At 60.3% G+C, this 22,744-nt stretch carries 19 protein-coding genes; 7 read left to right on the forward strand and 12 right to left on the reverse strand.

Features of this window, described 5'->3' with window-relative positions; translation table 11 throughout:
- The first annotated feature begins 10 nt into the window (after positions 1 to 10).
- On the forward strand, positions 11 to 754 hold the full coding sequence (gene cobA, locus RHM69_RS12715; RefSeq protein ID WP_019820539.1) for a uroporphyrinogen-III C-methyltransferase: 744 nt from the start codon (positions 11 to 13) through the stop codon (positions 752 to 754).
- Between the two features lie 60 nt (positions 755 to 814).
- Here the strand turns inward: cobA and RHM69_RS12720 are convergent, their stop codons facing one another.
- From RHM69_RS12720 to ppsA, 8 genes are all read right to left on the reverse strand, one after another.
- The gene (locus RHM69_RS12720) at positions 815 to 1,795 is read right to left on the reverse strand and encodes an OmpA family protein (RefSeq protein ID WP_003193285.1); all 981 of its coding nucleotides are present in this window, start codon (positions 1,793 to 1,795) and stop codon (positions 815 to 817) included.
- Between the two features lie 107 nt (positions 1,796 to 1,902).
- A complete protein-coding gene (gene sigX, locus RHM69_RS12725) occupies positions 1,903 to 2,493 on the reverse strand; it encodes an RNA polymerase sigma factor SigX (protein WP_003193286.1) in 591 nt (196 codons plus the stop codon).
- 87 nt (positions 2,494 to 2,580) lie between these two features.
- On the reverse strand, positions 2,581 to 3,405 hold the full coding sequence (locus RHM69_RS12730; RefSeq protein WP_003193288.1) for a mechanosensitive ion channel family protein: 825 nt from the start codon (positions 3,403 to 3,405) through the stop codon (positions 2,581 to 2,583).
- Positions 3,406 to 3,407: 2 nt separating this feature from the next.
- Positions 3,408 to 3,653, reverse strand: coding sequence for a hypothetical protein (locus tag RHM69_RS12735; protein ID WP_014719486.1), 246 nt, complete (start codon positions 3,651 to 3,653; stop codon positions 3,408 to 3,410).
- An 86-nt stretch (positions 3,654 to 3,739) separates the two neighbouring features.
- Positions 3,740 to 4,735: a zinc transporter ZntB gene (locus RHM69_RS12740; RefSeq protein WP_200600620.1), complete on the reverse strand. Its 996-nt coding sequence runs from the start codon at positions 4,733 to 4,735 to the stop codon at positions 3,740 to 3,742.
- A gap of 25 nt (positions 4,736 to 4,760) precedes the next feature.
- Positions 4,761 to 5,252, reverse strand: coding sequence for a ribonuclease E activity regulator RraA (gene rraA, locus RHM69_RS12745; RefSeq protein WP_019820544.1), 492 nt, complete (start codon positions 5,250 to 5,252; stop codon positions 4,761 to 4,763).
- A gap of 229 nt (positions 5,253 to 5,481) precedes the next feature.
- Positions 5,482 to 6,471 (reverse strand): alpha/beta fold hydrolase, encoded by a 990-nt coding sequence (locus RHM69_RS12750; protein ID WP_089041906.1) that lies wholly within the window; start codon positions 6,469 to 6,471, stop codon positions 5,482 to 5,484.
- 106 nt (positions 6,472 to 6,577) lie between these two features.
- On the reverse strand, positions 6,578 to 8,953 hold the full coding sequence (gene ppsA / locus RHM69_RS12755; protein WP_003193296.1) for a phosphoenolpyruvate synthase: 2,376 nt from the start codon (positions 8,951 to 8,953) through the stop codon (positions 6,578 to 6,580).
- Between the two features lie 178 nt (positions 8,954 to 9,131).
- Here ppsA and RHM69_RS12760 point away from each other — a divergent pair, with 178 nt between their 5' ends.
- A complete protein-coding gene (locus RHM69_RS12760; protein ID WP_003193298.1) occupies positions 9,132 to 9,950 on the forward strand; it encodes a pyruvate, water dikinase regulatory protein in 819 nt (272 codons plus the stop codon).
- 140 nt (positions 9,951 to 10,090) lie between these two features.
- On the opposite strand, the gene RHM69_RS12765 is transcribed toward RHM69_RS12760, so the two are convergent.
- Positions 10,091 to 11,515: a PLP-dependent aminotransferase family protein gene (locus RHM69_RS12765; RefSeq protein ID WP_200600621.1), complete on the reverse strand. Its 1,425-nt coding sequence runs from the start codon at positions 11,513 to 11,515 to the stop codon at positions 10,091 to 10,093.
- A 109-nt stretch (positions 11,516 to 11,624) separates the two neighbouring features.
- Between RHM69_RS12765 and RHM69_RS12770 the strand changes: the two genes are divergently transcribed.
- The 5 genes from RHM69_RS12770 to RHM69_RS12790 are packed head-to-tail and all read left to right on the forward strand — an operon-like array spanning position 11,625 to position 17,147.
- Entirely contained in the window at positions 11,625 to 12,569 is a 945-nt protein-coding gene (locus RHM69_RS12770) for a DMT family transporter (protein ID WP_019820549.1), read from the forward strand.
- 23 nt (positions 12,570 to 12,592) lie between these two features.
- Positions 12,593 to 14,455 carry a molybdopterin-synthase adenylyltransferase MoeB gene (gene moeB / locus RHM69_RS12775; RefSeq protein WP_200600623.1) on the forward strand — a complete coding sequence of 621 codons (1,863 nt, stop codon included), beginning with the start codon at positions 12,593 to 12,595 and terminating at the stop codon, positions 14,453 to 14,455.
- 16 nt (positions 14,456 to 14,471) lie between these two features.
- Positions 14,472 to 15,386 (forward strand): PLP-dependent cysteine synthase family protein, encoded by a 915-nt coding sequence (locus RHM69_RS12780; RefSeq protein WP_197865120.1) that lies wholly within the window; start codon positions 14,472 to 14,474, stop codon positions 15,384 to 15,386.
- 37 nt (positions 15,387 to 15,423) lie between these two features.
- Positions 15,424 to 16,416 (forward strand): serine O-acetyltransferase, encoded by a 993-nt coding sequence (locus RHM69_RS12785; RefSeq protein WP_020302626.1) that lies wholly within the window; start codon positions 15,424 to 15,426, stop codon positions 16,414 to 16,416.
- Positions 16,417 to 16,418: 2 nt separating this feature from the next.
- Entirely contained in the window at positions 16,419 to 17,147 is a 729-nt protein-coding gene (locus RHM69_RS12790; RefSeq protein ID WP_014719495.1) for an alanyl-tRNA editing protein, read from the forward strand.
- A gap of 130 nt (positions 17,148 to 17,277) precedes the next feature.
- Here the strand turns inward: RHM69_RS12790 and prpD are convergent, their stop codons facing one another.
- The 3 genes from prpD to acnD all read right to left on the reverse strand — a co-directional run bounded on the left by prpD (position 17,278) and on the right by acnD (position 22,717).
- The gene (gene prpD / locus RHM69_RS12795; protein ID WP_200600631.1) at positions 17,278 to 18,762 is read right to left on the reverse strand and encodes a 2-methylcitrate dehydratase; all 1,485 of its coding nucleotides are present in this window, start codon (positions 18,760 to 18,762) and stop codon (positions 17,278 to 17,280) included.
- Between the two features lie 158 nt (positions 18,763 to 18,920).
- Positions 18,921 to 20,111 carry a 2-methylaconitate cis-trans isomerase PrpF gene (prpF, locus tag RHM69_RS12800; protein ID WP_200600633.1) on the reverse strand — a complete coding sequence of 397 codons (1,191 nt, stop codon included), beginning with the start codon at positions 20,109 to 20,111 and terminating at the stop codon, positions 18,921 to 18,923.
- Positions 20,112 to 20,122: 11 nt separating this feature from the next.
- On the reverse strand, positions 20,123 to 22,717 hold the full coding sequence (gene acnD / locus RHM69_RS12805) for a Fe/S-dependent 2-methylisocitrate dehydratase AcnD (RefSeq protein ID WP_020302623.1): 2,595 nt from the start codon (positions 22,715 to 22,717) through the stop codon (positions 20,123 to 20,125).
- Positions 22,718 to 22,744 lie beyond the last annotated feature (27 nt).

The raw sequence follows: 22,744 nt of genomic DNA on the forward strand, positions 1-22,744 counted from the left end.
GGGGAACAACATGAGCGCAAAAGTGTGGCTGGTAGGCGCAGGTCCGGGTGACCCGGAGTTGCTGACCCTGAAAGCGGTCCGGGCTCTGCAGGCAGCGGACGTCGTGCTGATTGATGATCTGGTCAACCCGGCAGTACTGGAACACTGCACCAGCGCCCGGGTGATTACCGTCGGCAAGCGCGGGGGATGTCGTTCTACCCCGCAGGATTTCATTCACCGCCTGATGTTGCGTTATGCACGCCAGGGCAAGTGCGTAGTACGCCTTAAAGGCGGTGACCCGTGTATTTTTGGCCGCGGTGGCGAGGAGGCAACCTGGCTGCGCGAGCGTGGTGTCGAGGTGGAATTGGTCAATGGCATCACCTCAGGGCTGGCCGGAGCAACCCAGTGCGATATCCCGTTGACCTTGCGCGGGGTGAGCCGCGGAGTGACCTTGGTCACCGCGCATACCCAGGATGACAGTAGCTTGAACTGGCGTGCGCTGGCGGAGGGTGGAACCACGCTGGTGGTGTATATGGGTGTGGCGAAGCTGGAAGAAATCCGCGAACAGCTGCTCAACGGCGGCATGGCTGCGGATATGCCGGTGGCAATGATCGAAAACGCTTCATTGCCCCAGCAACGCGAATGCCGCAGCTCCCTGGCGGCCATGCATGAAGCGGCAAAAACCTTTGCGCTGAAGAGCCCGGCCATCCTGGTGATTGGCCAGGTTGCCGGCGCCGCACAGATGGCTAGCATCGCCGCTGCGGCAAGCGCCTGAGGCAAATCGCAGGCGAAAAAAAGCCCGGCCTGAGCCGGGCTTTTCTTTACTACTCAGTAATTACTGAGCGGTAGCTTCAACCGACGCTTCTACGCGACGGTTAACAGCGCGACCAGCTTCAGTTGCGTTGTCAGCAACTGGGCGGGATTCGCCGTAACCAACAGCAGTTACACGGCTAGGAGCAACGCCGTCTTTAACCAGGACTTGCTTAACAGCGTCAGCACGACGCTGGGACAGCTTCTGGTTGTAAGCGTCTGGACCTACGGAGTCAGTGTGACCAGCAACTTCTACGTTGGTAGCTGGGTACTGAGCCATGAAGTCGGCCAGGTTTTTAACGTCGCCGTAGCTGTTAGGCTTAACAACGGCCTTGTCGAAGTCGAACTTAACGTCCAGCTCAACACGAACAACCTGAGCAACCGGAGCTTCTGGCTCTGGAACTGGCTCTGGAGCTGGTGCTGGGGTAGGAGCTGGAGCAGCTGCGCCAGCGTTACCGCCGAAGTTCACGCCCAGGCCAACCAGTGCGGAGTAGTCCCACTTGCCGTTGTCCAGACCGTAGTCAGCTTCAACACCAGCACGAGCGTACAGGTTGTTGGTGAAGTAGTACTTCACGCCGGTACCGATGGTAGCGAAAGTGGTCTGATCGCGACCGGTGTGGCCGTCAGCGCGCACGTTGCCACGGCTCTGGTGGCCGAAACCGCCTTCAACGTATGGACGCAGGCTATCAACGCCAGCCTGACCGAAGTGGTACTGAGCAACGAGGCTGCCAGTGTCACCTTTGATCTTCTGGTTGCCAGTGCCGTCGTTCGAACGGGTGTGGTTGGTCTTGTCGTACGACAGATTCAACGACAGATCGTCGGTCAGGAAGTAACCAATGCGAGCGCCTGGGTTGAAGCCGTCTTCGATGTGCTTAACGCTATCGTTGTACTGCTTCTTGTAGAACAGCTCGCCTTCAACTGCGCCTTGGCCTTGTGCCAGAACGCCGAAAGAAGTAGCGGCAATAAGAGAACCAATGGCCAAGCCCAAGGTGTTTTTCAGTTTCATCCGTTAAATCCCCATCTGGTGATTGTAAAGCAGTCCCACAAACCGGGGGACAACTCGGCGACAAGTCTAACAGAACTTGCCTACACGTAAGAGATATTTGCTACGCACTAAGTTTCAGTCTCGCCCGCAAATTTCTCACGTAATTTATCAAGAGCACGCTTGTACCGCATTTTTGTAGCACTCAAACCCATATGCATGATGTCAGCGATTTCCTGAAATTCCAGCTCTGCGACAAATCGAAGCACCAGAATTTCGCGGTCAATCGGGTTCACATGCACCAACCAGCGATCAAGTCCGCCCTTTTCCTCGGGTGCCGGCGCCTTCTCTTCAGACGCCTCCTCAAGGGGGTCCAGACTCAAAGCGTCCATCAAGCGACGCTTTCGCCGTTCCTTCCGATACTGCGTGATGCACTCGTTGTACGTGATGCTGTACAGCCAGGTCTTGAACTTCGATTTGCCCTCGAAGTTCTTCAGGCCGTATAGCACCTTGAGCATCACTTCCTGACAGACATCATCCGCGTCTCTATCGTTCCCCAAATACCTTGAACAAACGTTGAACAGAGTGCGTTGATACCTGCGCATCAATTCTTCGTACGCGCGTGTTACGTGAAACAGCTCCGTGTGCGAGCGCGCGACCAACTCCTCATCAGAGAGCTCACGGGGGTCATAGCGCGTGGACAGCGTTTGGGCTTTATTCAAAACAAGTCGTGCCGACAGTCAGGTCAATGTCCGCTGCAACCCGGTCACCCGGGTTTGCGGCGGCGTACATTAGCAGGATTTGCCGGATTAGCGGCTACTGACCTGCTGCTCCAGGAGAATCCGGTTGGACAGCGACACCAGTTCCCCGTCATCGGTCAGCACGGTCGTCTTGACTGTGCCGATCTCCTCGATTTGCCCTTCGACCTCGCCCACACGCACCTGTTGCCCAACTTGATACAGCTCACGCACATAGATTCCCGCAAGAATCTGACCGGCAATTTCCCGGCTTCCCAACCCCATGGCCAGCGCAACTGCCAGACCAACGGTAATCAAAACAATCACAATCACGTGGTTGAGCAGGTCAGTTTTGACCTCCAGCTGGCTGATCGCGACGGAAATACTGATGATGATCACCAGCCCCTGGGCAATTCGTCCCAGGCCCGCTGCGTAGTCCAACCCCACGCCTTCGGCGGCCCCGCGCACCAGCCCGTTGGCCAGTTGCGCGAGTAGAACCCCCACCAGCAGCACCAGCGCGCCGCCGAAAACTTTCGGCAAATACAGTGCCAGCATGTCGAGCGTAGCTGAAACTCGCTCAAGTCCAAGGGACTGCGCTGCAGAAACCAGAAAAATAAGTAGAACGAACCAATAGACGATCTTGCCGATCAGGGTCGAAATCGGTACTTGCAACCCCGCGCGGCCGAGCAATTTGGTCAGGCCAGTGCCAGCCATCAGGCGATCGAGCCCCAGTTTGGCGAGCAATTTGGACAGCAGGGTATCGAGCAGCTTGGCCACGACAAAACCCAGCAATACCAGGACCAGGGCACCAAACAGGTTGGGAATGAAATTCGCCACCTTGGTCCACAATGCGGTCATCGCGGTGACCAGGCTCTGGGTCCAGAGATCAAGTTCCATATTCAATCAGCCTTATCAGCAGTGCTAGCAAGAGGTTTACGACGGGAAACCGGTGACACATGGGCCGAACCGTTGTTCAGGGCCATCATCAACGCCGGCAACCAACGCCCGAGCAGACCGAACAGGTCACCCGCCCCTACCTGACGGTTGGCGGTTTTCAGTACGCGGCCCAGGCAGGCATCGTCATCACGGTTGGATGGCGAAGCATTGAGCATGTCACGCAAAGACTGTTCGAACGGATCGTGCATAGAGACCTCTCGCAAGTGATTTAAAAGACGAGGGTAAAATTCCTCGGGTCACATCGGCCCTTTCTTACGTTCAGGTCATATTCAGGTCAAACCCAGCGCAATCGTCGAAATAACCACCATTGCCCCAGTGCCACAGACACCATCAACAGGCACGCGATCATGAATCCATAAGGGCTGGCAGAGAATGGAATGCCGCCCACATTGATACCGAGCAAACCGGTGAGAAAACTCATCGGCAAGAAGATCCCGGTGATGATCCCGAAGCGGTACATGGTGCGGTTCATGCGCAGGCTCAAGCGCCGGTCTTCAGCCTCCAGCACAAGCCCCACGCGCTCTCTGGCCAATTCCAGCTCTTCCAGGTAACGGGTCAGGCTGTTGTGCAGTTCGTTCCAATAGTCCGCATCGTCGTCGCAGAACCACGCCAATTTGATTCGTGTCATCTGGGCGAAAATATCCCGCTGGGGGGCCAGGAAGCGCTTGAGTCCGGCGGCTCTTCGACGGATCTGCAGAACGCTGCCGTGCTCCGGAGTATACCGTTCGTCGGCATCGAGTTTTTCTTCCTCGGAATCGACGATTTCAGACAAGCCGGCGACCAGATCCTGCACTTTGTTGGTCAGGTACTGAGCCATATAAAGGATGAGTTCAGACGCCGTCTTGGGGCCTTTGCCGTCTGCCAGTTGCACCAGCAACTCATCGGTAGCGCGCAAGGGGCGCAAACGCAGGGAAATCACTCGGTTGGCGGCGGCGAAAATGCGCACCGACACCATGTCTTCCGGCTCCGCGCCTGGGTTGAGATTGATTCCGCGCAGAAACAGCAGCAATTCGGCGTCCGGCAGCGGCAACAGCCGTGGACGGGTGTTTTCCTCCAGCAGCAGGTCACAGGCAAACTCGCTCAGGCCGCTGGATTTGCGCAGCCAGGTCTGGGTTTGAGGATGGCTGCGATCCCAGTGCAGCCACAGGCTTTCCTGGGGCTGCAACTGCAAATCGTCGAGCTCAGTCCGGGCAATCGAACGCGCACCGCCTTTACCGTCCAGCACCAGGGCATGCACCAGCCCCCATTGCGCGTTTTCTTCTTCGAACATCCTCACCCCGATCGGTTGCGGCAGTTTATTCAGGCATTTTCAGCGGGCTGGGTGACACGATCACCCCGTTGTTATCGGCATAAATGTACTCACCGGGGCGGAACGTCACGCCTGCGAATGTCACCGGGACGTTCAGGTCGCCAAGGCCGCGCTTGTCGGTTTTTTTCGGATGAGAGGCCAGGGCCTGCACACCCAGGTCGGTCTGAGCGATGACGTCCACGTCACGGATGCACCCGTAGATCACCAGCCCTTCCCAACCATTTTTCGCGGCTTTCTCGGCAATCATGTCACCCAGCAACGCGCAGCGCAGGGAACCACCACCGTCGACCACCAGCACTTTGCCAACGCCCGGCAGGTCAGCCTGCGCCTTGACCAGGGAGTTATCCTCGAAGCATTTGAGGGTGACAATCTCGCCACCAAAGGAGTCTCGGCCACCGAAGTTGCTGAACATCGGCTCCACTACCTGCACCAGCTCCGGGTAGGCGTCACACAGGTCGGGGGTCACGTAATGGTTCATCGAGAAACTCCTGTCATCAAAGAAGAGGTCGAACATCCACGGTGTACATCAAGAAAACGCCCCGCGACAGGCATTCTTTAAGTGCCTGGGCGTTGGCGGCGGCCATGATCAAACCCGGTTCAGCGTAACGCAATACACGTTGCGCGACTGAATATGACCAGAACCGCGTGGCGCGTCATATCTTAGCCGCAACCATTCAAGAGTGAAACGCCCTTGGTAGAGCGTTTCGTCAAACCGCTGCGGACACTTCGGATTGCGTACCGAATAAGGGTGTCAGCGGGTCGTTCAACCAGCGCTCGACCAAAGGCCACACTTGGGCCTGGGCCGCTTTACTGACCAGCATCTGCACATGGCCGAAATCCTCGCTGAAACCTTGCTGACGTCCCAGGCACAGGTACTGGCGATGCTCGCTGCCCACTTGCTCGAAGAGCTTGCGGCAGGCCCAGTCCGGGTCTTGCCGGTCGCCCGCTGCGCTCACCGCCAACAGCGGCACATCGACCTGCGCCAAGCCTTTCCACCAGTCATGCTCGGCATCGCCAAACCGGCCGAACAGGCCGTTCCAACGCATCGCTTCGATCATCACGCCGGCCGGCTCGTCCTCGGGCCCACGCTTGAAGCGCGGGCCCGACAGATGGGCAAGGCGCTTGAGGATAAAGCGAGCGCCCCACTCCACCGGTGGAATTTTCAACGGCCAGTGGGTGCGACTGACCTGGCAGCCGAACAACGCCACCGACGCCACCGCTGATGCATCCAAGTGCTGCCCACCCAAGGCCGCAGCCAGGGTGGTGGCACCGAGGGAATGCCCGATCCAGTGCGGAATCTGCCCGCTTTGCTCACACACAAACGCCCCCACGGCCGGCAAATCGTAGCGCGCATAATCGGCGACGCGGTTTCTGGCGTAGTCGTGATTGCGCTTGGACAAACCATGACCGCGCATTTCCGGGATCCACACATCAAATCCGCGACGTGCGAGGTAAGCCCCCAGGCCAATTCCTTTTGGCGAATACCAGAAACGTCGATTGGAAAAACTGCCATGCAACAAAATAATCGGCGTGCCCCGGTTTTCCGGGACATCGGCCAGGCCCAAACGGGTAACCGCCAGCTCGACGGTGCCGTCCGGGCTGTTACCGGGTTTGAGTCGGTAGACGTCTTCACTCAGGTCGCCCCGACGTTCAGCGCTGATCAGGGCGACAGGAAACAGATGGCTGCTGCTTTGCATAATGCTCTTGCACAAAAAAGGGCGGCGTCCGCAAGGATTCCCGCCCTGTACAGATAAGAATGCCGGTCACCCGCAACGAGTGACCGGCACTTTTGACCACGCGATCTTAGGCGGACGCTTGGCCTTCAGCCAGGAAGAACCAGGTTTCCAGCACGGAATCGGGGTTCAGCGAGACGCTCTCGATCCCCTGCTCCATCAGCCATTTGGCCAGGTCCGGGTGGTCCGAAGGGCCTTGGCCGCAGATACCGATGTACTTGCCAGCCTTGTTACAGGCCTGGATGGCGTTGGCCAGCAGCTTCTTGACCGCTGGGTTACGCTCGTCGAACAGGTGGGCGATGATCCCCGAGTCGCGGTCCAGGCCCAGGGTCAACTGCGTCAGGTCGTTGGAGCCGATGGAGAAACCGTCGAAGAACTCCAGGAACTCTTCAGCCAGGATGGCGTTGGACGGCAATTCGCACATCATGATCACGCGCAGGCCGTTCTCGCCACGGGTCAGGCCGTTTTCTGCCAGCAGGTCCACCACCTGGCTCGCTTCGCCCAGGGTGCGCACGAAGGGCACCATGATCTCGACGTTGGTCAGGCCCATCTCGTTGCGCACGCGCTTGAGCGCACGGCATTCAAGCTCGAAGCAGTCACGGAAGGCTTCGCTGATGTAACGCGAGGCGCCGCGGAAACCCAGCATCGGGTTTTCTTCTTCCGGCTCGTAGAGCTTGCCGCCGATCAGGTTCGCGTATTCATTGGACTTGAAGTCCGACAGGCGCACGATCACCTTTTTCGGGTAGAACGCCGCAGCCAGGGTGCTGATGCCTTCGACCAGTTTCTCGACGTAGAAACCTACCGGGTCGTTGTAGCCGGCGATGCGCTTGTCGACGCTTTCCTTGATGTCCAGCGGCAGGCCGTCATAGTTCAGCAGTGCCTTGGGGTGCACGCCGATCATGCGGTTGATGATGAATTCCAGGCGGGCCAGGCCCACGCCGGCGTTCGGCAACTGGGCGAAATCAAAGGCGCGGTCCGGGTTGCCGACGTTCATCATGATCTTGAACGGCAGGTCGGGCATGGCGTCGATGGAGTTTTGCTTGATATCGAAGCCCAGCTCACCTTCGAAGATAAAGCCGGTATCGCCTTCGGCGCAGGACACGGTCACACCCTGGCCATCCTTGAGCAGTTGGGTGGCGTTGCCGCAACCCACGACTGCCGGAATCCCCAGCTCACGGGCAATGATCGCCGCGTGGCAGGTACGCCCGCCACGGTTGGTAACAATGGCACTGGCGCGCTTCATCACCGGTTCCCAGTCTGGGTCGGTCATGTCGGAAACCAGTACGTCACCCGGCTGGACCTTGTCCATCTCGGACACGTCCTTGATGATCCGCACCTTGCCTGCGCCAATGCGCTGGCCAATGGCACGGCCTTCCACCAGCACGGTGCCCGTTTCCTTGAGCAGGTAGCGCTCCATGACGTTGGCCGAAGTGCGGCTCTTCACGGTTTCCGGGCGAGCCTGCACGATGTAAAGCTTGCCGTCGTCACCGTCCTTGGCCCACTCGATGTCCATCGGGCACTTGTAGTGCTTTTCGATGATCATCGCTTGTTTAGCCAACTCGCTGACTTCAGCGTCGGTCAGGCAGAAACGCGCACGCTCGGCCTTGTCGACTTCAACGGTTTTGACCGAGCGACCGGCCTTGGCCTCGTCGCCGTAGATCATCTTGATGGCCTTGCTGCCCAGGTTACGGCGCAGGATGGCCGGGCGGCCCGCTTCGAGGGTGCCCTTGTGTACGTAGAATTCGTCCGGGTTGACCGCGCCTTGTACGACGGTTTCGCCCAGGCCGTAGGCGCCGGTGATAAACACCACGTCACGGAAACCGGATTCGGTATCCAGGGTGAACATCACACCGGCAGTGCCGGTTTCCGAACGCACCATGCGCTGCACGCCGGCAGACAGGGCCACCAGCTTGTGGTCGAAACCCTGGTGTACGCGGTAGGAGATCGCACGGTCGTTAAAGAGGGAGGCAAACACTTCCTTGGCCGCGCGGATCACGTTTTCGACGCCGCGAATGTTGAGGAAGGTTTCCTGCTGGCCGGCAAAGGAGGCGTCCGGCAAGTCTTCGGCGGTGGCCGAGGAACGCACGGCGACGGCCATGTCCGGGTTACCGGCCGACAGGGTGGCGAAGGCGGTGCGAATTTCTTCGTTGAGCTTCTCGGGGAACTCGGCTTCCATGATCCACTGGCGGATCTGGGCGCCGGTCTTGGCCAGGGCGTTGACGTCATCGACGTCCAGGGCGTCCAGCGCGGCGTGGATCTGGGCGTTGAGGCCGCTCAGCTCTAGGAAGTCGCGGTAAGCCTGGGCCGTGGTGGCGAAACCACCGGGCACCGAGACACCAGCGCCTGCAAGATTACTGATCATCTCGCCGAGGGATGCGTTCTTGCCCCCCACATGCTCTACATCATGGACGCCGAGCTTATCGAGGGAAACTACGTACTCTACCAAGGTGATCTCTCCACTTTCTGTGTTGGAAAAGCTCAGGACGCGGGTTGCTCAGTAGGAGCTAACGCCAGCGCTTGTGGCCTGGACCTGGAAAATAAGTGAGAATGCGGCCCACTGCGGGACGGCAAAATCGCGCCTATCATATCCAAGATTCGCCATCAGCTTAAGGCCCAGGGCTCAAATGAAACGATCTGCTTTCTTTATTTCCGACGGCACCGGCATCACAGCCGAAACATTGGGCCAGAGCCTGCTCGCGCAGTTCGAAAACATTACCTTCGCCAAATTCACCCGGCCTTATATAGACAGCGTGGATAAAGCGCGGGCCATGGTACAACAAATCAATCTGGCGGCTGAAAAAGACGGTTTTCGCCCGATCATTTTCGACACCATCGTCAATCAAGACATTCGTGAGATTCTCGCAACGTCGAATGGTTTCATGATCGACATTTTCTCTACCTTCCTGGCGCCGTTGGAACAGGAGCTGAGTGAACACTCCTCCTATTCCGTCGGAAAGTCCCATTCCATCGGGCATAACTCCAACTATATGGAGCGCATCGAGGCGGTGAACTTCGCCCTCGACAACGACGACGGCGCCCGCACCCACTACTACGACAAGGCCGACCTGATCCTGGTGGGCGTGTCGCGTTGCGGCAAGACCCCCACCTGCCTGTACATGGCCATGCAATTCGGTATTCGTGCGGCCAACTATCCGCTGACCGAAGATGACATGGAACACCTGACCCTGCCCGCCGCCTTGCGCGCGCACTCACACAAACTGTTCGGCCTGACCATCGACCCGGACCGGCTGACCGCCATCCGCAACGAACGCAAGCCCAACAGCCGCTACTCCAGCTATGCCCAGTGCGAATTTGAAGTGCGGGAAGTAGAAAATCTGTTCCGTCGCGAAAATATTGCGCACATCAATTCCACGCATTTTTCGGTGGAAGAGATTTCGGCGAAGATTCTGGTGGAGAAGGGTGTGGAGCGGCGCTTCAAGTGATCTCTGTCGCCTGATCTGATCGTTCCCACGCTCTGCGTGGGAACGCCGCCTGGGACGCTCCGCGTCCCGCAATAGCGACGCGGAGCGTCGCAAGATGCATTCCCACGCAGAGCGTGGGAACGAGCAACGGTAACGCGGATTTACAGATGAAACCGCCCGCCCCCCTGCCCCAGCGCCGTCGCCAGCGCGTCAAACCCCTCGCGCAATAACTGATCATCGCCCGACGTGTTGCAGATACTCGCCCGAATAAACTGCGGCACCGCCGTCTGCCCCACGGCAAAAGCCTCGGCGGTGGCGATCAGGTAATTGTTCTGTTTGAGCTCCGCCTCGATTTCCGAGGCCCGCCAGGGCTCCGGTACTTCGATCCAGAAGTGCGGGCTGTTGAGGTGGGTGCGATAGGCCAAGCCGTTCAATAAATCTTCGACTAACGTCTTGCGGCGGCTGATCTCATTGATCTGCTGACGCAACAAATATTCCGCCGTGCCGTTTTCAATCCACTGGGTCGCCAACTCCAGAGTCACAGGTGTGGCCATCCAGCAGGTCGAACGTAGCGCCGCCGAGATGCGACTGACCAGCGCCGGCGGCGCATGCACGTAGCCCACCCGCAAACCAGCCGACACGGCCTTGCTCAGGCTGCTGATCAAGATCGTACGCTCAGGCGCGAAGTAGCTGAGGGGCGGCGGACGGTCCTCCACCAGCACACCGTGGGCTTCGTCCTCCAGAATCAGCAGGTTATGTTCGCGACACACCTTGGCCAAGGCTTCGCGGCGCGCCACCGACAACACGGCGGTGGTCGGATTCTGGATAGTCGGCGTGCAATACAACGCCGAAATCCGGTGATTGCGACAGACCTCATCCAGCGCCGTGGGCAGCACACCTTCCTCGTCCATCTCCAGGCCGATCAGCCGCACCCCCAACATGCGTGCGGCGGTAATCAGCCCTGGGTAAGTCAGTTGCTCGGTCACCACTGTATCGCCAGCACGCAGCAACGCCATCATGGCGCACAGCAAGCCGTGCTGGCCGCCGTTGACGCAGATGACCTGCTCGGGAATCGGATGAAACTCGCGCTGCACCAGCCATTGCGCGCCCGCTTCACGGTAACGCGGCAGGCCGGCGTCGGGGGTGTAGGCGCTGATGTCCTGGAGGAACTTGGCGTTGGTCGACAGGGTTTGGAAGCTCTGGGCGAGAAACACCGTCTCTTGCCCGGGAATGTGCATATTGCGGCTCATGTCGAAGTACTGGCGCGGCTCCTCGCTGAAATTACGAAAGCCCTCATCACGCTGGCGCTCCATCCCACGCTTGCGCACGAAGGTGCCGTCACCTACCCGCGCAACCACCAGGCCCAGGCGTTCCAGTTCACCGTAAGCCCGGCTGATGGTGCCGATGGTCACGCCTAAATTGTCGGAAAGCACCCGATGGGGCGGCAGTTTTCGTCCCGGTTCAATCAAGCCTTCGAGGATGCCCCGTTCCATCACATCAGACAGGCGCTTGTACTTCACGCCCTGCCCGTTGGACAAGCCCTCACGCATAATTGACACCATGTCAATATTTGTTTTGACAGCCATCTTTCGCCCTAATAGTGTGCTTTTACGGGTTCAATCGCCGATAAACATAACTCATTACAAGTTCAATATAGAGTTCAATTCCGGCTCAGGGAAGCAATAAACGATGCCAATGTCCGCCGTTCTCGAAAACACTGCAAAAACAAAAACGCAAAAACAGTGGCTCGCCGGGCTGGTGACCAGCGTGATGTTCCTGATCGTGTGCCTGAGTTGGGGCACCACGTGGCTGGGCATCAAGATCGCCGTCGAGAGCGTGCCGCCGCTGACATCCGCCGGCCTGCGCTTTCTCATCGCGTTTCCGCTGTTCCTGTGTTTTGCCATGGTGCGCCGTGAGCCGATCCTGTTTCCCCGGGAAAGCCGCTGGTTCTTCGTGTTTGTGACCCTGTCTTACTTCAGCGTTCCCTACTATTTGCTCAACTACGGCGAAATGCATGTGTCGTCGGGCCTCACCGCCCTGCTGTTCAGTTGCATGCCGGTATTCATCCTGATCTTCTCGGCGCTGTTCCTGCGCGAGCGCATCTATTTTTCCCAGGTGGTCGGCATCGGCATCGGTTTCGGCAGCCTTTACATGATCATCAAGAGCCAGGGCCTGCACCTGGACCACGCCGAGTTCTTCGGGGTACTGGCCATTCTGAGCGCCGCGATCATGCACGCCTTGTGCTATGTCATTACCAAGCAAAAAGGCAGCGCCATCAGCGTCATCACCTACAACACCCTGCCCATCGGCATTGCCGGGCTGATGCTGTTCCTGGCCGGCCTGTGGTTTGAAACACCGACGTTCGACGCCATTACCCTGCGCTCCTGGAGCGCGCTGTTCTACCTGGGGCTGGTGGCCTCGGTGGGCGGGTTCATTGTGTATTTCATGCTGCTCAAGCGCCTGAGCCCGATCATCCTGTCGTTCGTCTTCATCATCTTCCCGGTGTTCGCGGTCATCATCGGAGCCTGGTACGAAGGCGTGGAAATTTCCCGCGACCTGATGCTGTACTCGGCGATCCTGCTGGCCGGCTTTGCGATCACCAAATTGCCGATCGAAAAACTCATGGCCAAGAAAAAGTGACCCTCAACCAACGCGAGAGAAACATGGACGTCCTCCGCCCTACCGCCCTGGAACAGATCTACGCCCACGCCAGCCGCAGCTACCCCGAGGAGTGCTGTGGTTTCGTCTTCGCCGACGGCAGCGTGTACCTGGGCAGCAATATCCAGAATGAGCTGCACCGCAAGAACCCCGAGATGTACACACGCAGCGCGGCCAATGGCTACACCTTTTCGGTGGCCGACACCCTGCTGATGAACAAGGCGTTTCGCAGTGACAACCCGGTGGTAGTGATTTACCACTCACACCCGGATGTGGGCGCCTATTTCAGTGACGAAGACCAGGACAAGGCACTGTTCCTGGGCGAGCCGATCTTCCCCGTCAGCTATTTGGTGGTGGATGTCCGCCAGGGCCAGGCCCTGGGCTCCAAGCTGTTTGCCTGGGATGGCAAGCATTTCTCCCTTCAACCTTTCAACGACCTGCACACGGAGTTGTCCATGAACGCTGTCTCTTTCCCCGACATTCTGGTTCGCGTGGCCAAGCTGCCGGAATCGACCCTTGAGGGCGCCGGATCGACATTGCGCGAAGTCATTGAAAATCTCTGCACCCATCACCCCCAATTGCGTCAGCACCTGTTCCATGAAAAGAACGACCAGCTCAAGGAACACTTCCTGTTTACCGCCGAGGAGGCGTTGATCGACGCCGATGAACCCCTGCCAGCAAAAGCCCGGATCGAAGTGTTGCTCGCCACTTCAGGCGGCATGGACATCGACACCCTGAGCAACGAAGAAGTGCAGCGCTATGTGCGCCACATCACCCTGCCGGGCGTCGGCCGCGAAGGCCAATTGAACCTGAAGAAAGCCAAGGTGCTGGTCATCGGTACCGGCGGCCTGGGCTCGCCCATCAGCCTGTACCTGGCGGCGGCCGGCATCGGCACCCTGGGGCTGGTGGACTTTGATGTGGTGGAAAGCAGCAACCTGCAACGCCAGATCGTGCATGGCAACAGCACCCTGGGCATGCCCAAGGTCGAGTCCGCCAAGCAGCGCCTGCTGGACCTCAATCCGCATATCCAGATCAACGCGTACAACACCGCGCTCAACAGCGACAACGCCCTGGCACTGGTGGGCGCCTATGACCTGGTGATCGACGGCACCGACAATTTCGACACCCGCTACCTGGTCAACGACGCCTGTGTGCAGCTGGGTAAACCCCTGGTGTACGGCGCCATCTACCGTTTCGACGGGCAGATCAGCGTGCTCAACTATAAAGGTGGGCCGTGCTATCGCTGCCTGTTCCCCAAGGCACCACCCGCAGAGCTGGCGCCCAATTGCAGCGCGGGCGGTGTGATCGGCGTGTTGCCGGGCGTGGTCGGTATGATCCAGGCCACCGAGGCGATCAAATTACTGATCGGCATTGGCGAACCCTTGTCCGGCCGCTTGATGCGCTTCGACGCGCTGGCGATGAAGTTCAGCGAGATCCGCTTCAAGCGCCGCGCTGACTGCCCCTGCTGCTCGGACCTGCGCCACAGCGAAACCGTCGCGCCGGCCACCTGCGCCGATGCCTTACCGAGCCAGCCCTCCCTGGCCGCGGAACGCTACATCAAGCCCCAGGTACTCAAGCAAGTGCTCGAACACCCTAGCAGCGCTGATGTATTGCTGGACGTGCGTGACGCCAGCGAACTGGAAGTGTGCAAATTACCGGGCGTGGTGCATATCCCGCTGGCAGAACTGGATGGGCAGCTCGCCAGTCTGAGCCGCGACAACACCCACTACCTGATCTGCTACGCAGGCACCCGCGCCGAGCAAGCCGCCAGCACCCTGTTGGCCGCTGGCTTTGCCAACACCAAAGTCCTGCAGGGCGGCATGAAACATTGGGTTCGCGACGTCGAACCTGACATGCCGCTGTACTGAGAGTGGGGACGTACTGATGCTGCATAACTCCATTCTCGACGTGATCGGCCAGACGCCGATCGTGCGTCTGGCCCAGCTTTCCGAAGACCTCGGCATCGAGGTCTACGCCAAGCTGGAGTCGCTCAACCCCGGTGGCAGCCACAAGGCGCGCATCGCCCTGGGCATGATCCTGGATGCCGAGCGCCGCGGTGTGCTGATCCGTGATTCCGGGCAGACCATCATCGAACCCAGTGGCGGCAACACCGGCATTGGCCTGGTGATGGCCGGCAATGTGCTGGGCTACAAAGTGGTGCTGGTGATCCCTGACAACTACAGCCCGGAAAAACAGAAGCTGCTGCGTCTGTACGGCGCCAGGGTAGTGCTGTCCGATAGCCGCCTGGGCAATAACTCCCACGGCGAAAAGTGCATGGAGCTGCAGTTGGAAAACCCCAACTACGTGATGCTCAACCAGCAACGCAATGGCGCCAACCCCCAAACCCACCGCGACACCACCGCCCCGGAAATCCTTCGCGCCTTCGGTGAACAGCGCGTGGATTACTTCGTCAGCGGCATTGGCACCGGGGGCCATATCACCGGTATCGGCGAAACCCTCAAGGCCGCCTGGCCCGCGCTGCGAGTGATGGGCGTAGAACCGGAAGAATGCGACCTGCTCAAAGACCGGCACGCGGCGCACGGGATCCAGGGCCTGTCGATCGGCCTGATCCCCAGCATCCTCAACCTGGACGTGATCGACGGCATGCTCAAGGTGTCGCACGCCGATTGCCTGGACATGATCAAACGCATCATGCGCACCGATGCCATCAGCCTGGGGCTGTCTTCGGCCGCCAACATGGTCGCCATCGCCCAACTCGCCCCCGAACTGCCGCCTGAAACGGTGGTGTTGACCATGGTCTACGACAATGCCGACAGCTACCTGCCCAGTTTCGAGTAACCGGGCTTTTAACCATTCAACATACGGGGGTGTCTCCATGGGGGGCTTTATCGACATGCAACAGCTGCACGATGAGTTGCTCACCCACCTCATCACCACCCTCACGCCCAGACAGATGAAGCAGCTGGAGCCGCACCTGGCGCCGTTGATTCAGAACGCCGCCCAGGCGGTGGCCGAGGACCTGATTGCCTATGCCTATCGCGACCCCGCGTCCCGTGGGCGCGGTGAGTTGATCCTGGAATCCTACGCCTCGTTCAAGGCCGTGCTGTTCTACCGCCTTGCGCACCTGGTGTGGCATTTCCAGGGCGCAGACAACGGCGATTTTTCGCGCATGGCCCTCAAGCTGAGTAACCAGGGCAAGATCCTCTCCGGTGCCGAGATTCACCCGGCAGCGCGCATCGGCCGCCGCTTTGTGCTGGACCATGGCTACGGCACCGTCATCGGCGAAACCTGCGTGATCGGCAACGACTGCTACATCCTCTGCGGCGTGACCCTGGGTGCGCGCGGTATTGCCAACAACCCGGACGGCAAACGCCACCCGCGCCTGGGCAACAACGTCGAAGTCGGCGCCGGCGCCCGGGTGCTGGGCTATGTTTCGATCGGCGATAACGTGTTTATCAGCCCCTCCTGCGTGATTACCCAAGACGTGCCGGCAGGCACCAAGGTCAAGGTGGTCAACCAGATCCAACTGCAAAAAAACGATGAATCGGACCACAGCAACTACCTCGGCGCCTTTGCCCTGGATGAGCGCTTGCACGTGGTGGGCGAAGTGAGTGCCGGCCACAAGGTCACCGTGCTGGACGCCGACTTTCATCCCCTGCAAGGGCTGATGCTTGAACCCACGGTGAAAGAGCGGCATCACCTGCAGTTTCGTCTGCGTCGCCTCGACACCGGCGAACAACTGCCACGCCTGCCGCTGAACCTGAAGGTATGCGGGCCGGAATTTGAAATCACCCTGCTCTCTCCCCCTGGCTTGAGCGCACTGGTGCGCCACCTCTTGCAAGCCACCCCATTGATCGTCGGAGGTTGAACATGTCTGTGCATACCATGGAAACCCTGGCGCTGTTTGACAGCGCGCCCTACCAGAACGCCTTCAGCGCCCGGGTGATTGCCATCAGCGAACAGGGTATCGCCCTGGAGCACACCCTGTTCTACCCCACCGGCGGCGGGCAACCAGGCGATACCGGTCACCTCACTCTGGCCGATGGCACACGGGTGCAAGTGACCGGCACCGTGCGCGATCCGGTGTTGCGCTCGATCATCTGGCACCAGGTGGACCACTACCCCGAACAGTTGGCCGCTGGCGTCCAGGTCGACGCTGGGCTGGATTGGGAGCGGCGCTACCAGCACATGAAGATGCACACTTGCCTGCACTTGCTGTGTTCGCTCATCGACGCGCCCGTGACCGGTTGCAGCATCAGCGCAGATAAAGGCCGCCTGGATTTCGACCTGCCAGAAATGACCTTGGACAAAGACCGCCTCACCCAAGACCTCAACGCCCTTATCGAACAAGCCCACGCGGTCAAAACTCTGTCGATGCCCGCCACCGAGTACGCGACCCTGCTGCAGATCACCCGCACCCAGGCGGTTGCGCCGCCGGTGGTCTCCGGTTCGGTCCGGGTGATTGAAATCCCCGGCATCGATATCCAGCCCTGCGGCGGCACCCATGTGCTCAATACCGAGGAAATCGGCCGGGTGTTCTGCGAAAAGATCGAGAAGAAGAGCAAGCACAACCGCCGGGTGATACTGCGGTTTGAATAGATTCTGAAGCAGAACTTCAATCAACTGTGGGAGCTGGCTTGCCTGCGATAGCTGACATCCAGTCAATTCATGTGGGGCTGACACACCGCTATCGCAGGCAAGCCAGCTCCCACATTAACCGCGTTGTTTTTCAGATCGTGAGCAGGTCCATGAAACGGTTGACTGGCGTCGCCTCAAGCCGTGCCTGATCCTTGCACAACGCAAAGATTTCGGCGCTGCGTTGCGCAGTGAACCGCGTGGCCAGGTTGGCCTTGAACTTGTCTTCCAGCAGTGGAATGCCGTCCACCCGACGGCGACGATGGCCAATCGGATACTCCACCGCCACCTGCTCGGTGCAGGTGCCATCCGTGAAAAACACCTGCACCGCATTGGCAATGGAGCGCTTGTCGGCCTCCAGGTATTCGCGGCTATAGCGCGGGTCTTCGACGATGACCATCTTGTCGCGCAGCTGATCAATGATCGGGTGGGCCGCGTGGAAATCATCTTCATACTGCTCGGCCACCAGGTTGCCGAACGCCAACGGCACGGCGGTCATGTATTGCAGGCAGTGGTCGCGATCAGCGGCGTTGGCCAATGGGCCGACCTTGGAAATAATGCGAATCGCCGACTCGTGAGTAGTGATCACGATGCGGTCGATTTCATGCAGGCGATGCTTGACCAGCGGGTGCAGGGCGACTGCCGCTTCACAGGCAGTTTGCGCGTGAAACTCGGCCGGGAAGCTGATCTTGAACAGCACGTTCTCCATCACGTAGGTGCCGTAGGGTTGGGGCAGGCTGAACGCGCGCTTATCCTGGGGCTTGAGCGCCAAGTCCTTGTTGGTGTGGCTGAACAGCACGTCGTAGAAGCCCCACTGCGGCGCACTCAATACACCGGGGATGCCCATTTCGCCACGCAGGGCGATGTCTGCCAGGCGTACGCCGCGGCTCGATGCATCGCCTGCGGCCCAGGATTTGCGCGAGCCGGCATTCGGTGCATGGCGATAGGTGCGCAGCGCCTGGCCATCGACAAAAGCGTGTGACAACGCCGATAGCAGTTGCTCGCGGTTGGCGCCCATCAGCTTGGCGGTGACCGCCGTGGTAGCGACTTTCACCAGCAACACATGGTCGAGGCCTACCCGGTTGAAGGAGTTTTCCAAGGCAATCACACCTTGGATTTCGTGGGCCATGATCATCGCTTCCAGCACTGCACGCATGGTCAACGGCGCGTCGCCATTGGCCAGGCGCTTTTGCGACAGGTGATCGGCCACGGCGAGGATGCCGCCCAGGTTGTCCGAAGGGTGGCCCCATTCAGCAGCGAGCCAGGTGTCGTTGTAGTCGAGCCAGCGCACGATGCAACCGATATCCCAGGCGGCCTTGACCGGGTCCAGGCGGAACGAAGTGCCCGGCACCCGTGCGCCAAACGGCACCACGGTACCCTCTACCATCGGCCCCAGGTGCTTGGTGCACTCGGGGAAGCGCAGGGCCAGCAGGCCACAGCCGAGGGTGTCCATCAGGCAGTTGCGGGCGGTATCCAGGGCGTCCTGGGAGTCGATGCGGTAGTTGAGGACGTAGTCGGCGATGTCCTGCAACACCGGGTCGTAGTCGGGACGGTTGTTCTGGTCGACGTTGGCGCTCATGGCGGTTCTCCTAAAAGTTGGGGTTGTTCCTCGAGGTCAAGGTTGATGTTGATCGTTCCCACGCTCCGCGTGGGAATGCATCCCGTGACGCTCTGCGTCACAGCAGGACGCAGAGCGTCCCAGGCGGCGTTCCCACGCGGAGCGTGGGAACGATCAAGCTAAAAGGCGTCGCCGGGGATGCGTACGTAGCCTTCCATCAACACCCGCGCACTGCGGCTCATAATGGCTTTTTTCACCACCCATTCACCGTCCACCTGGCTGGCCTCGGCGCCTACGCGCAAAGTGCCGGACGGGTGCCCGAAGCGCACGGCATTGCGCTCTACGCCGCCCGCCGCCAGGTTGACCAAGGTGCCGGAAATCGCCGCGGCGGTGCCAATCGCCACCGCCGCGGTGCCCATCATCGCGTGGTGCAGTTTGCCCATCGACAAGGCGCGCACCAGCAGGTCCACATCGCCGGCCTTGATCGCCTTGCCGCTGGAGGACACGTAATCGGCAGGTTTGGCCACGAATGCCACCTTGGGCGTGTGCTGGCGCTGGGCGGCTTCGTCCAGGTGTTTGATCAGGCCCATGCGCAACGCGCCATACGCCCGCACGGTCTCGAACATCGCCAGGGCCTTGGGGTCGCTGTTAATCGCGCCTTGCAGCTCGGTTCCGGTGTAACCCAGGTCTTGGGCATTGATGAAAATCGTCGGGATACCGGCGTTGATCAACGTGGCCTTGAAGGTACCGACGCCGGGTACCTCCAGGTCGTCGACGAGGTTGCCAGTGGGGAACATCGAACCACCACCGCCCTCTTCTTCCGCCGCGGGGTCCATGAATTCCAACTGCACTTCGGCAGCCGGGAAGGTCACGCCGTCCAGTTCAAAGTCGCCGGTTTCCTGCACCGCGCCGTCAGTGATTGGCACGTGGGCGATGATGGTCTTGCCGATATTGGCCTGCCACACCCGCACCACGGCCACGCCGTTATGGGGTACGCGGGCCGCATCGACCAGGCCGGCGCTGATGGCGAACGAACCCACCGCCGCCGACAGGTTGCCGCAGTTGCCGCTCCAATCGACAAATGGCTTGTCGATGGAGACCTGGCCGAACAGGTAATCCACGTCGTGATCGGCGCGGCTGCTTTTGGCCAGGATCACGGTCTTGCTGGTGCTCGAGGTGGCACCCCCCATGCCGTCGATCTGCTTGTCATAGGGGTCGGGGCTGCCAATCACCCGCAGCAACAAGGCGTCGCGTGCAGGGCCCGGCACCTGCGCCGCGGCGGGCAGGTCCTGGAGGCTGAAGAACACGCCCTTGCTGGTGCCGCCACGCATGTAGGTGGCGGGGATTTTGATTTGCGCTACGTGTGCCATGGTTATCCTCTTCAGGCGGTCGCCTTTGATTCCAGGAAGTCCTGGGCGAAACGTTGCAACACGCCACCGGCTTCGTAGATCGACACTTCTTCGGCGGTGTCCAGGCGGCAGGTCACTGGCACCTCGACACGTTCGCCATTCTTGCGGTTGATCACCAGGGTCAGTTGCGCACGCGGGGTGCGCTCGCCAACCACGTCATAGGTTTCACTGCCGTCGATTTGCAGGGTGTGGCGGTCGGTGCCTGGCAGGAACTCCAGGGGCAACACGCCCATGCCCACCAGGTTGGTGCGGTGGATGCGCTCGAAGCCTTCGGCGGCAATCGCTTCCACACCGGCCAGGCGTACGCCCTTGGCCGCCCAGTCGCGGGACGAACCTTGGCCATAGTCGGCGCCGGCGATGATGATCAGCGGTTGCTTGCGCTCCATGTAAGTCTCGATGGCTTCCCACATCCGCGTGACCTTGCCTTCCGGCTCGATGCGCGCAAGAGAGCCCTGCTTGACCTTGCCGTTTTCCTGCACCATTTCGTTGAACAGTTTCGGGTTGGCGAAGGTGGCGCGCTGCGCCGTCAAATGGTCGCCCCTGTGGGTGGCGTAGGAGTTGAAGTCGACCTCGGGCAAGCCCATTTTCGCCAGGTATTCACCGGCGGCGCTGTCCAGCATGATTGCGTTGGACGGCGACAAGTGGTCGGTGGTGATGTTGTCCGGCAGCACCGCCAGCGGGCGCATACCTTTGAGCGGTCGTGCACCGGCCAGCGCGCCTTCCCAGTACGGCGGGCGGCGGATATAGGTGCTTTGTGGGCGCCAGTCGTACAGCGGCGTGACCTTGGGCCCGGTGTCTTCGTGAATGGCGAACATCGGGATATACACCGCACGGAATTGCTCGGGTTTTACCGAAGCCTTGACCACCGCGTCGATCTCTTCATCGCTCGGCCAGATGTCTTGCAGGCGGATTTCGTTGCCGTCGGCATCCAGGCCGAGCACGTCCTTCTCGATGTCGAAACGGATGGTACCGGCAATCGCATAGGCCACCACCAGCGGCGGCGACGCCAGGAAGGCTTGCTTGGCGTAAGGGTGAATGCGCCCGTCAAAGTTGCGGTTACCCGACAACACCGCGGTGGCGTACAGGTCGCGGTCGATGATCTCTTGCTGGATCACCGGGTCGAGTGCGCCGGACATGCCGTTGCAGGTGGTGCAGGCAAAGGCCACCACGCCAAAACCGAGTTTTTCCAGCTCATGGCCCAGGCCGGCTTCTTCCAGGTACATGGCCACGGTTTTCGAGCCCGGCGCCAAAGACGACTTGACCCACGGCTTGCGGGTCAGCCCCAGCTTGTTGGCGTTGCGTGCCAACAGGCCGGCGGCGATCACGTTGCGCGGGTTGCTGGTGTTGGTGCAACTGGTGATGGCGGCGATGATCACTGCGCCGTCGGGCATTTGCCCCGGCACGTCATCCCATTGGCCGGCAATGCCTTTCGACGCAAGGTCGCGGGTGGCCAGGCGGGCATGGGGGTTGCTCGGGCCGGCCATGTTGCGCACGACGCTGGAGAGGTCGAAGCTCAGGCTGCGCTCGTACTGCGCGCCTTTCAGGTCGTCCGCCCACAGGCCAGTGTGGCGTGCATATTGCTCGACCAGGGCGACTTGTTCGTCTTCGCGGCCGGTGAGTTTGAGGTAAGCGATGGTTTGCGCGTCGATGTAGAACATCGCGGCGGTGGCGCCGTACTCCGGGGCCATGTTGGAGATGGTGGCACGGTCACCCAAAGTGAGTGCCGACGCCCCTTCGCCGAAGAACTCCAGCCAGGCGCCGACCACCTTCTGCTGGCGCAGGAATTCGGTGAGCGCCAGCACCATATCGGTGGCGGTGATGCCCGGTTGCAGCTTGCCGGTCAATTCCACGCCCACGCTTTCCGGCAGGCGCATCCACGACGCGCGGCCGAGCATCACGCTCTCGGCTTCCAGGCCACCGACGCCGATGGCGATCACCCCCAGGGCATCCACGTGAGGCGTATGGCTGTCGGTGCCGACACAGGTATCCGGGAAGGCCACGCCGTCACGCACCTGAATCACCGGAGACATTTTCTCCAGGTTGATCTGGTGCATGATGCCGTTGCCCGGCGGGATCACATCAACGTTCTTGAAGGCCTTTTTGGTCCACTCGATAAAGTGGAAGCGGTCTTCGTTGCGACGGTCTTCAATGGCGCGGTTTTTTTCGAAGGCTTGCGGGTCAAAGCCACCGGCCTCGACGGCCAGTGAATGGTCGACGATCAGTTGGGTGGGCACCACCGGGTTGACCTGCGCCGGGTCGCCGCCTTGCTGGGCGATGGCATCGCGCAGGCCGGCGAGGTCGACCAGAGCGGTCTGGCCGAGGATGTCATGGCACACCACGCGGGCGGGGAACCACGGGAAGTCGAGGTCGCGCTTGCGCTCGATCAGTTGGCTCAGGGACGCGTCGAGGGTGGCCGGGTCGCAACGGCGCACCAGGTTCTCGGCGAGCACGCGCGAAGTGTAGGGCAGCGTGGCGTAGGCGCCGGGGGTGATTGCCTCGACAGCCGCACGGGCGTCGAAGAAATCCAGGCGGCTGCCGGGGAGCGGTTTGCGAAATTCAGTGTTCATCGTCAGGACTCGGTCACGGTAAGTTCG

Origin of the sequence: Pseudomonas sp. CCI1.1, from assembly GCF_034348165.1 — a bacterium.
In the GTDB taxonomy this organism is placed as follows: Bacteria; Pseudomonadota; Gammaproteobacteria; order Pseudomonadales; family Pseudomonadaceae; genus Aquipseudomonas; species Aquipseudomonas paracarnis.

What these genes read in the sequence shown, in the direction of transcription:
- cobA (WP_019820539.1), top strand. Translation starts at nt 11, where the DNA reads ATGAGCGCAAAAGTGTGGCTGGTAGGCGCAGGTCCGGGTGACCCGGAG.
- prpF (WP_200600633.1), bottom strand. Translation starts at nt 20,111, where the DNA reads ATGGCACACGTAGCGCAAATCAAAATCCCCGCCACCTACATGCGTGGC.
- RHM69_RS12750 (WP_089041906.1), bottom strand. Translation starts at nt 6,471, where the DNA reads ATGCAAAGCAGCAGCCATCTGTTTCCTGTCGCCCTGATCAGCGCTGAA.
- RHM69_RS12780 (WP_197865120.1), top strand. Translation starts at nt 14,472, where the DNA reads ATGCTGCATAACTCCATTCTCGACGTGATCGGCCAGACGCCGATCGTG.
- RHM69_RS12720 (WP_003193285.1), bottom strand. Translation starts at nt 1,795, where the DNA reads ATGAAACTGAAAAACACCTTGGGCTTGGCCATTGGTTCTCTTATTGCC.
- acnD (WP_020302623.1), bottom strand. Translation starts at nt 22,717, where the DNA reads ATGAACACTGAATTTCGCAAACCGCTCCCCGGCAGCCGCCTGGATTTC.
- RHM69_RS12770 (WP_019820549.1), top strand. Translation starts at nt 11,625, where the DNA reads ATGTCCGCCGTTCTCGAAAACACTGCAAAAACAAAAACGCAAAAACAG.
- rraA (WP_019820544.1), bottom strand. Translation starts at nt 5,252, where the DNA reads ATGAACCATTACGTGACCCCCGACCTGTGTGACGCCTACCCGGAGCTG.
- RHM69_RS12730 (WP_003193288.1), bottom strand. Translation starts at nt 3,405, where the DNA reads ATGGAACTTGATCTCTGGACCCAGAGCCTGGTCACCGCGATGACCGCA.
- moeB (WP_200600623.1), top strand. Translation starts at nt 12,593, where the DNA reads ATGGACGTCCTCCGCCCTACCGCCCTGGAACAGATCTACGCCCACGCC.
- prpD (WP_200600631.1), bottom strand. Translation starts at nt 18,762, where the DNA reads ATGAGCGCCAACGTCGACCAGAACAACCGTCCCGACTACGACCCGGTG.
- RHM69_RS12785 (WP_020302626.1), top strand. Translation starts at nt 15,424, where the DNA reads ATGGGGGGCTTTATCGACATGCAACAGCTGCACGATGAGTTGCTCACC.
- RHM69_RS12740 (WP_200600620.1), bottom strand. Translation starts at nt 4,735, where the DNA reads ATGTTCGAAGAAGAAAACGCGCAATGGGGGCTGGTGCATGCCCTGGTG.
- RHM69_RS12760 (WP_003193298.1), top strand. Translation starts at nt 9,132, where the DNA reads ATGAAACGATCTGCTTTCTTTATTTCCGACGGCACCGGCATCACAGCC.
- RHM69_RS12765 (WP_200600621.1), bottom strand. Translation starts at nt 11,515, where the DNA reads ATGGCTGTCAAAACAAATATTGACATGGTGTCAATTATGCGTGAGGGC.
- RHM69_RS12735 (WP_014719486.1), bottom strand. Translation starts at nt 3,653, where the DNA reads ATGCACGATCCGTTCGAACAGTCTTTGCGTGACATGCTCAATGCTTCG.
- RHM69_RS12790 (WP_014719495.1), top strand. Translation starts at nt 16,419, where the DNA reads ATGTCTGTGCATACCATGGAAACCCTGGCGCTGTTTGACAGCGCGCCC.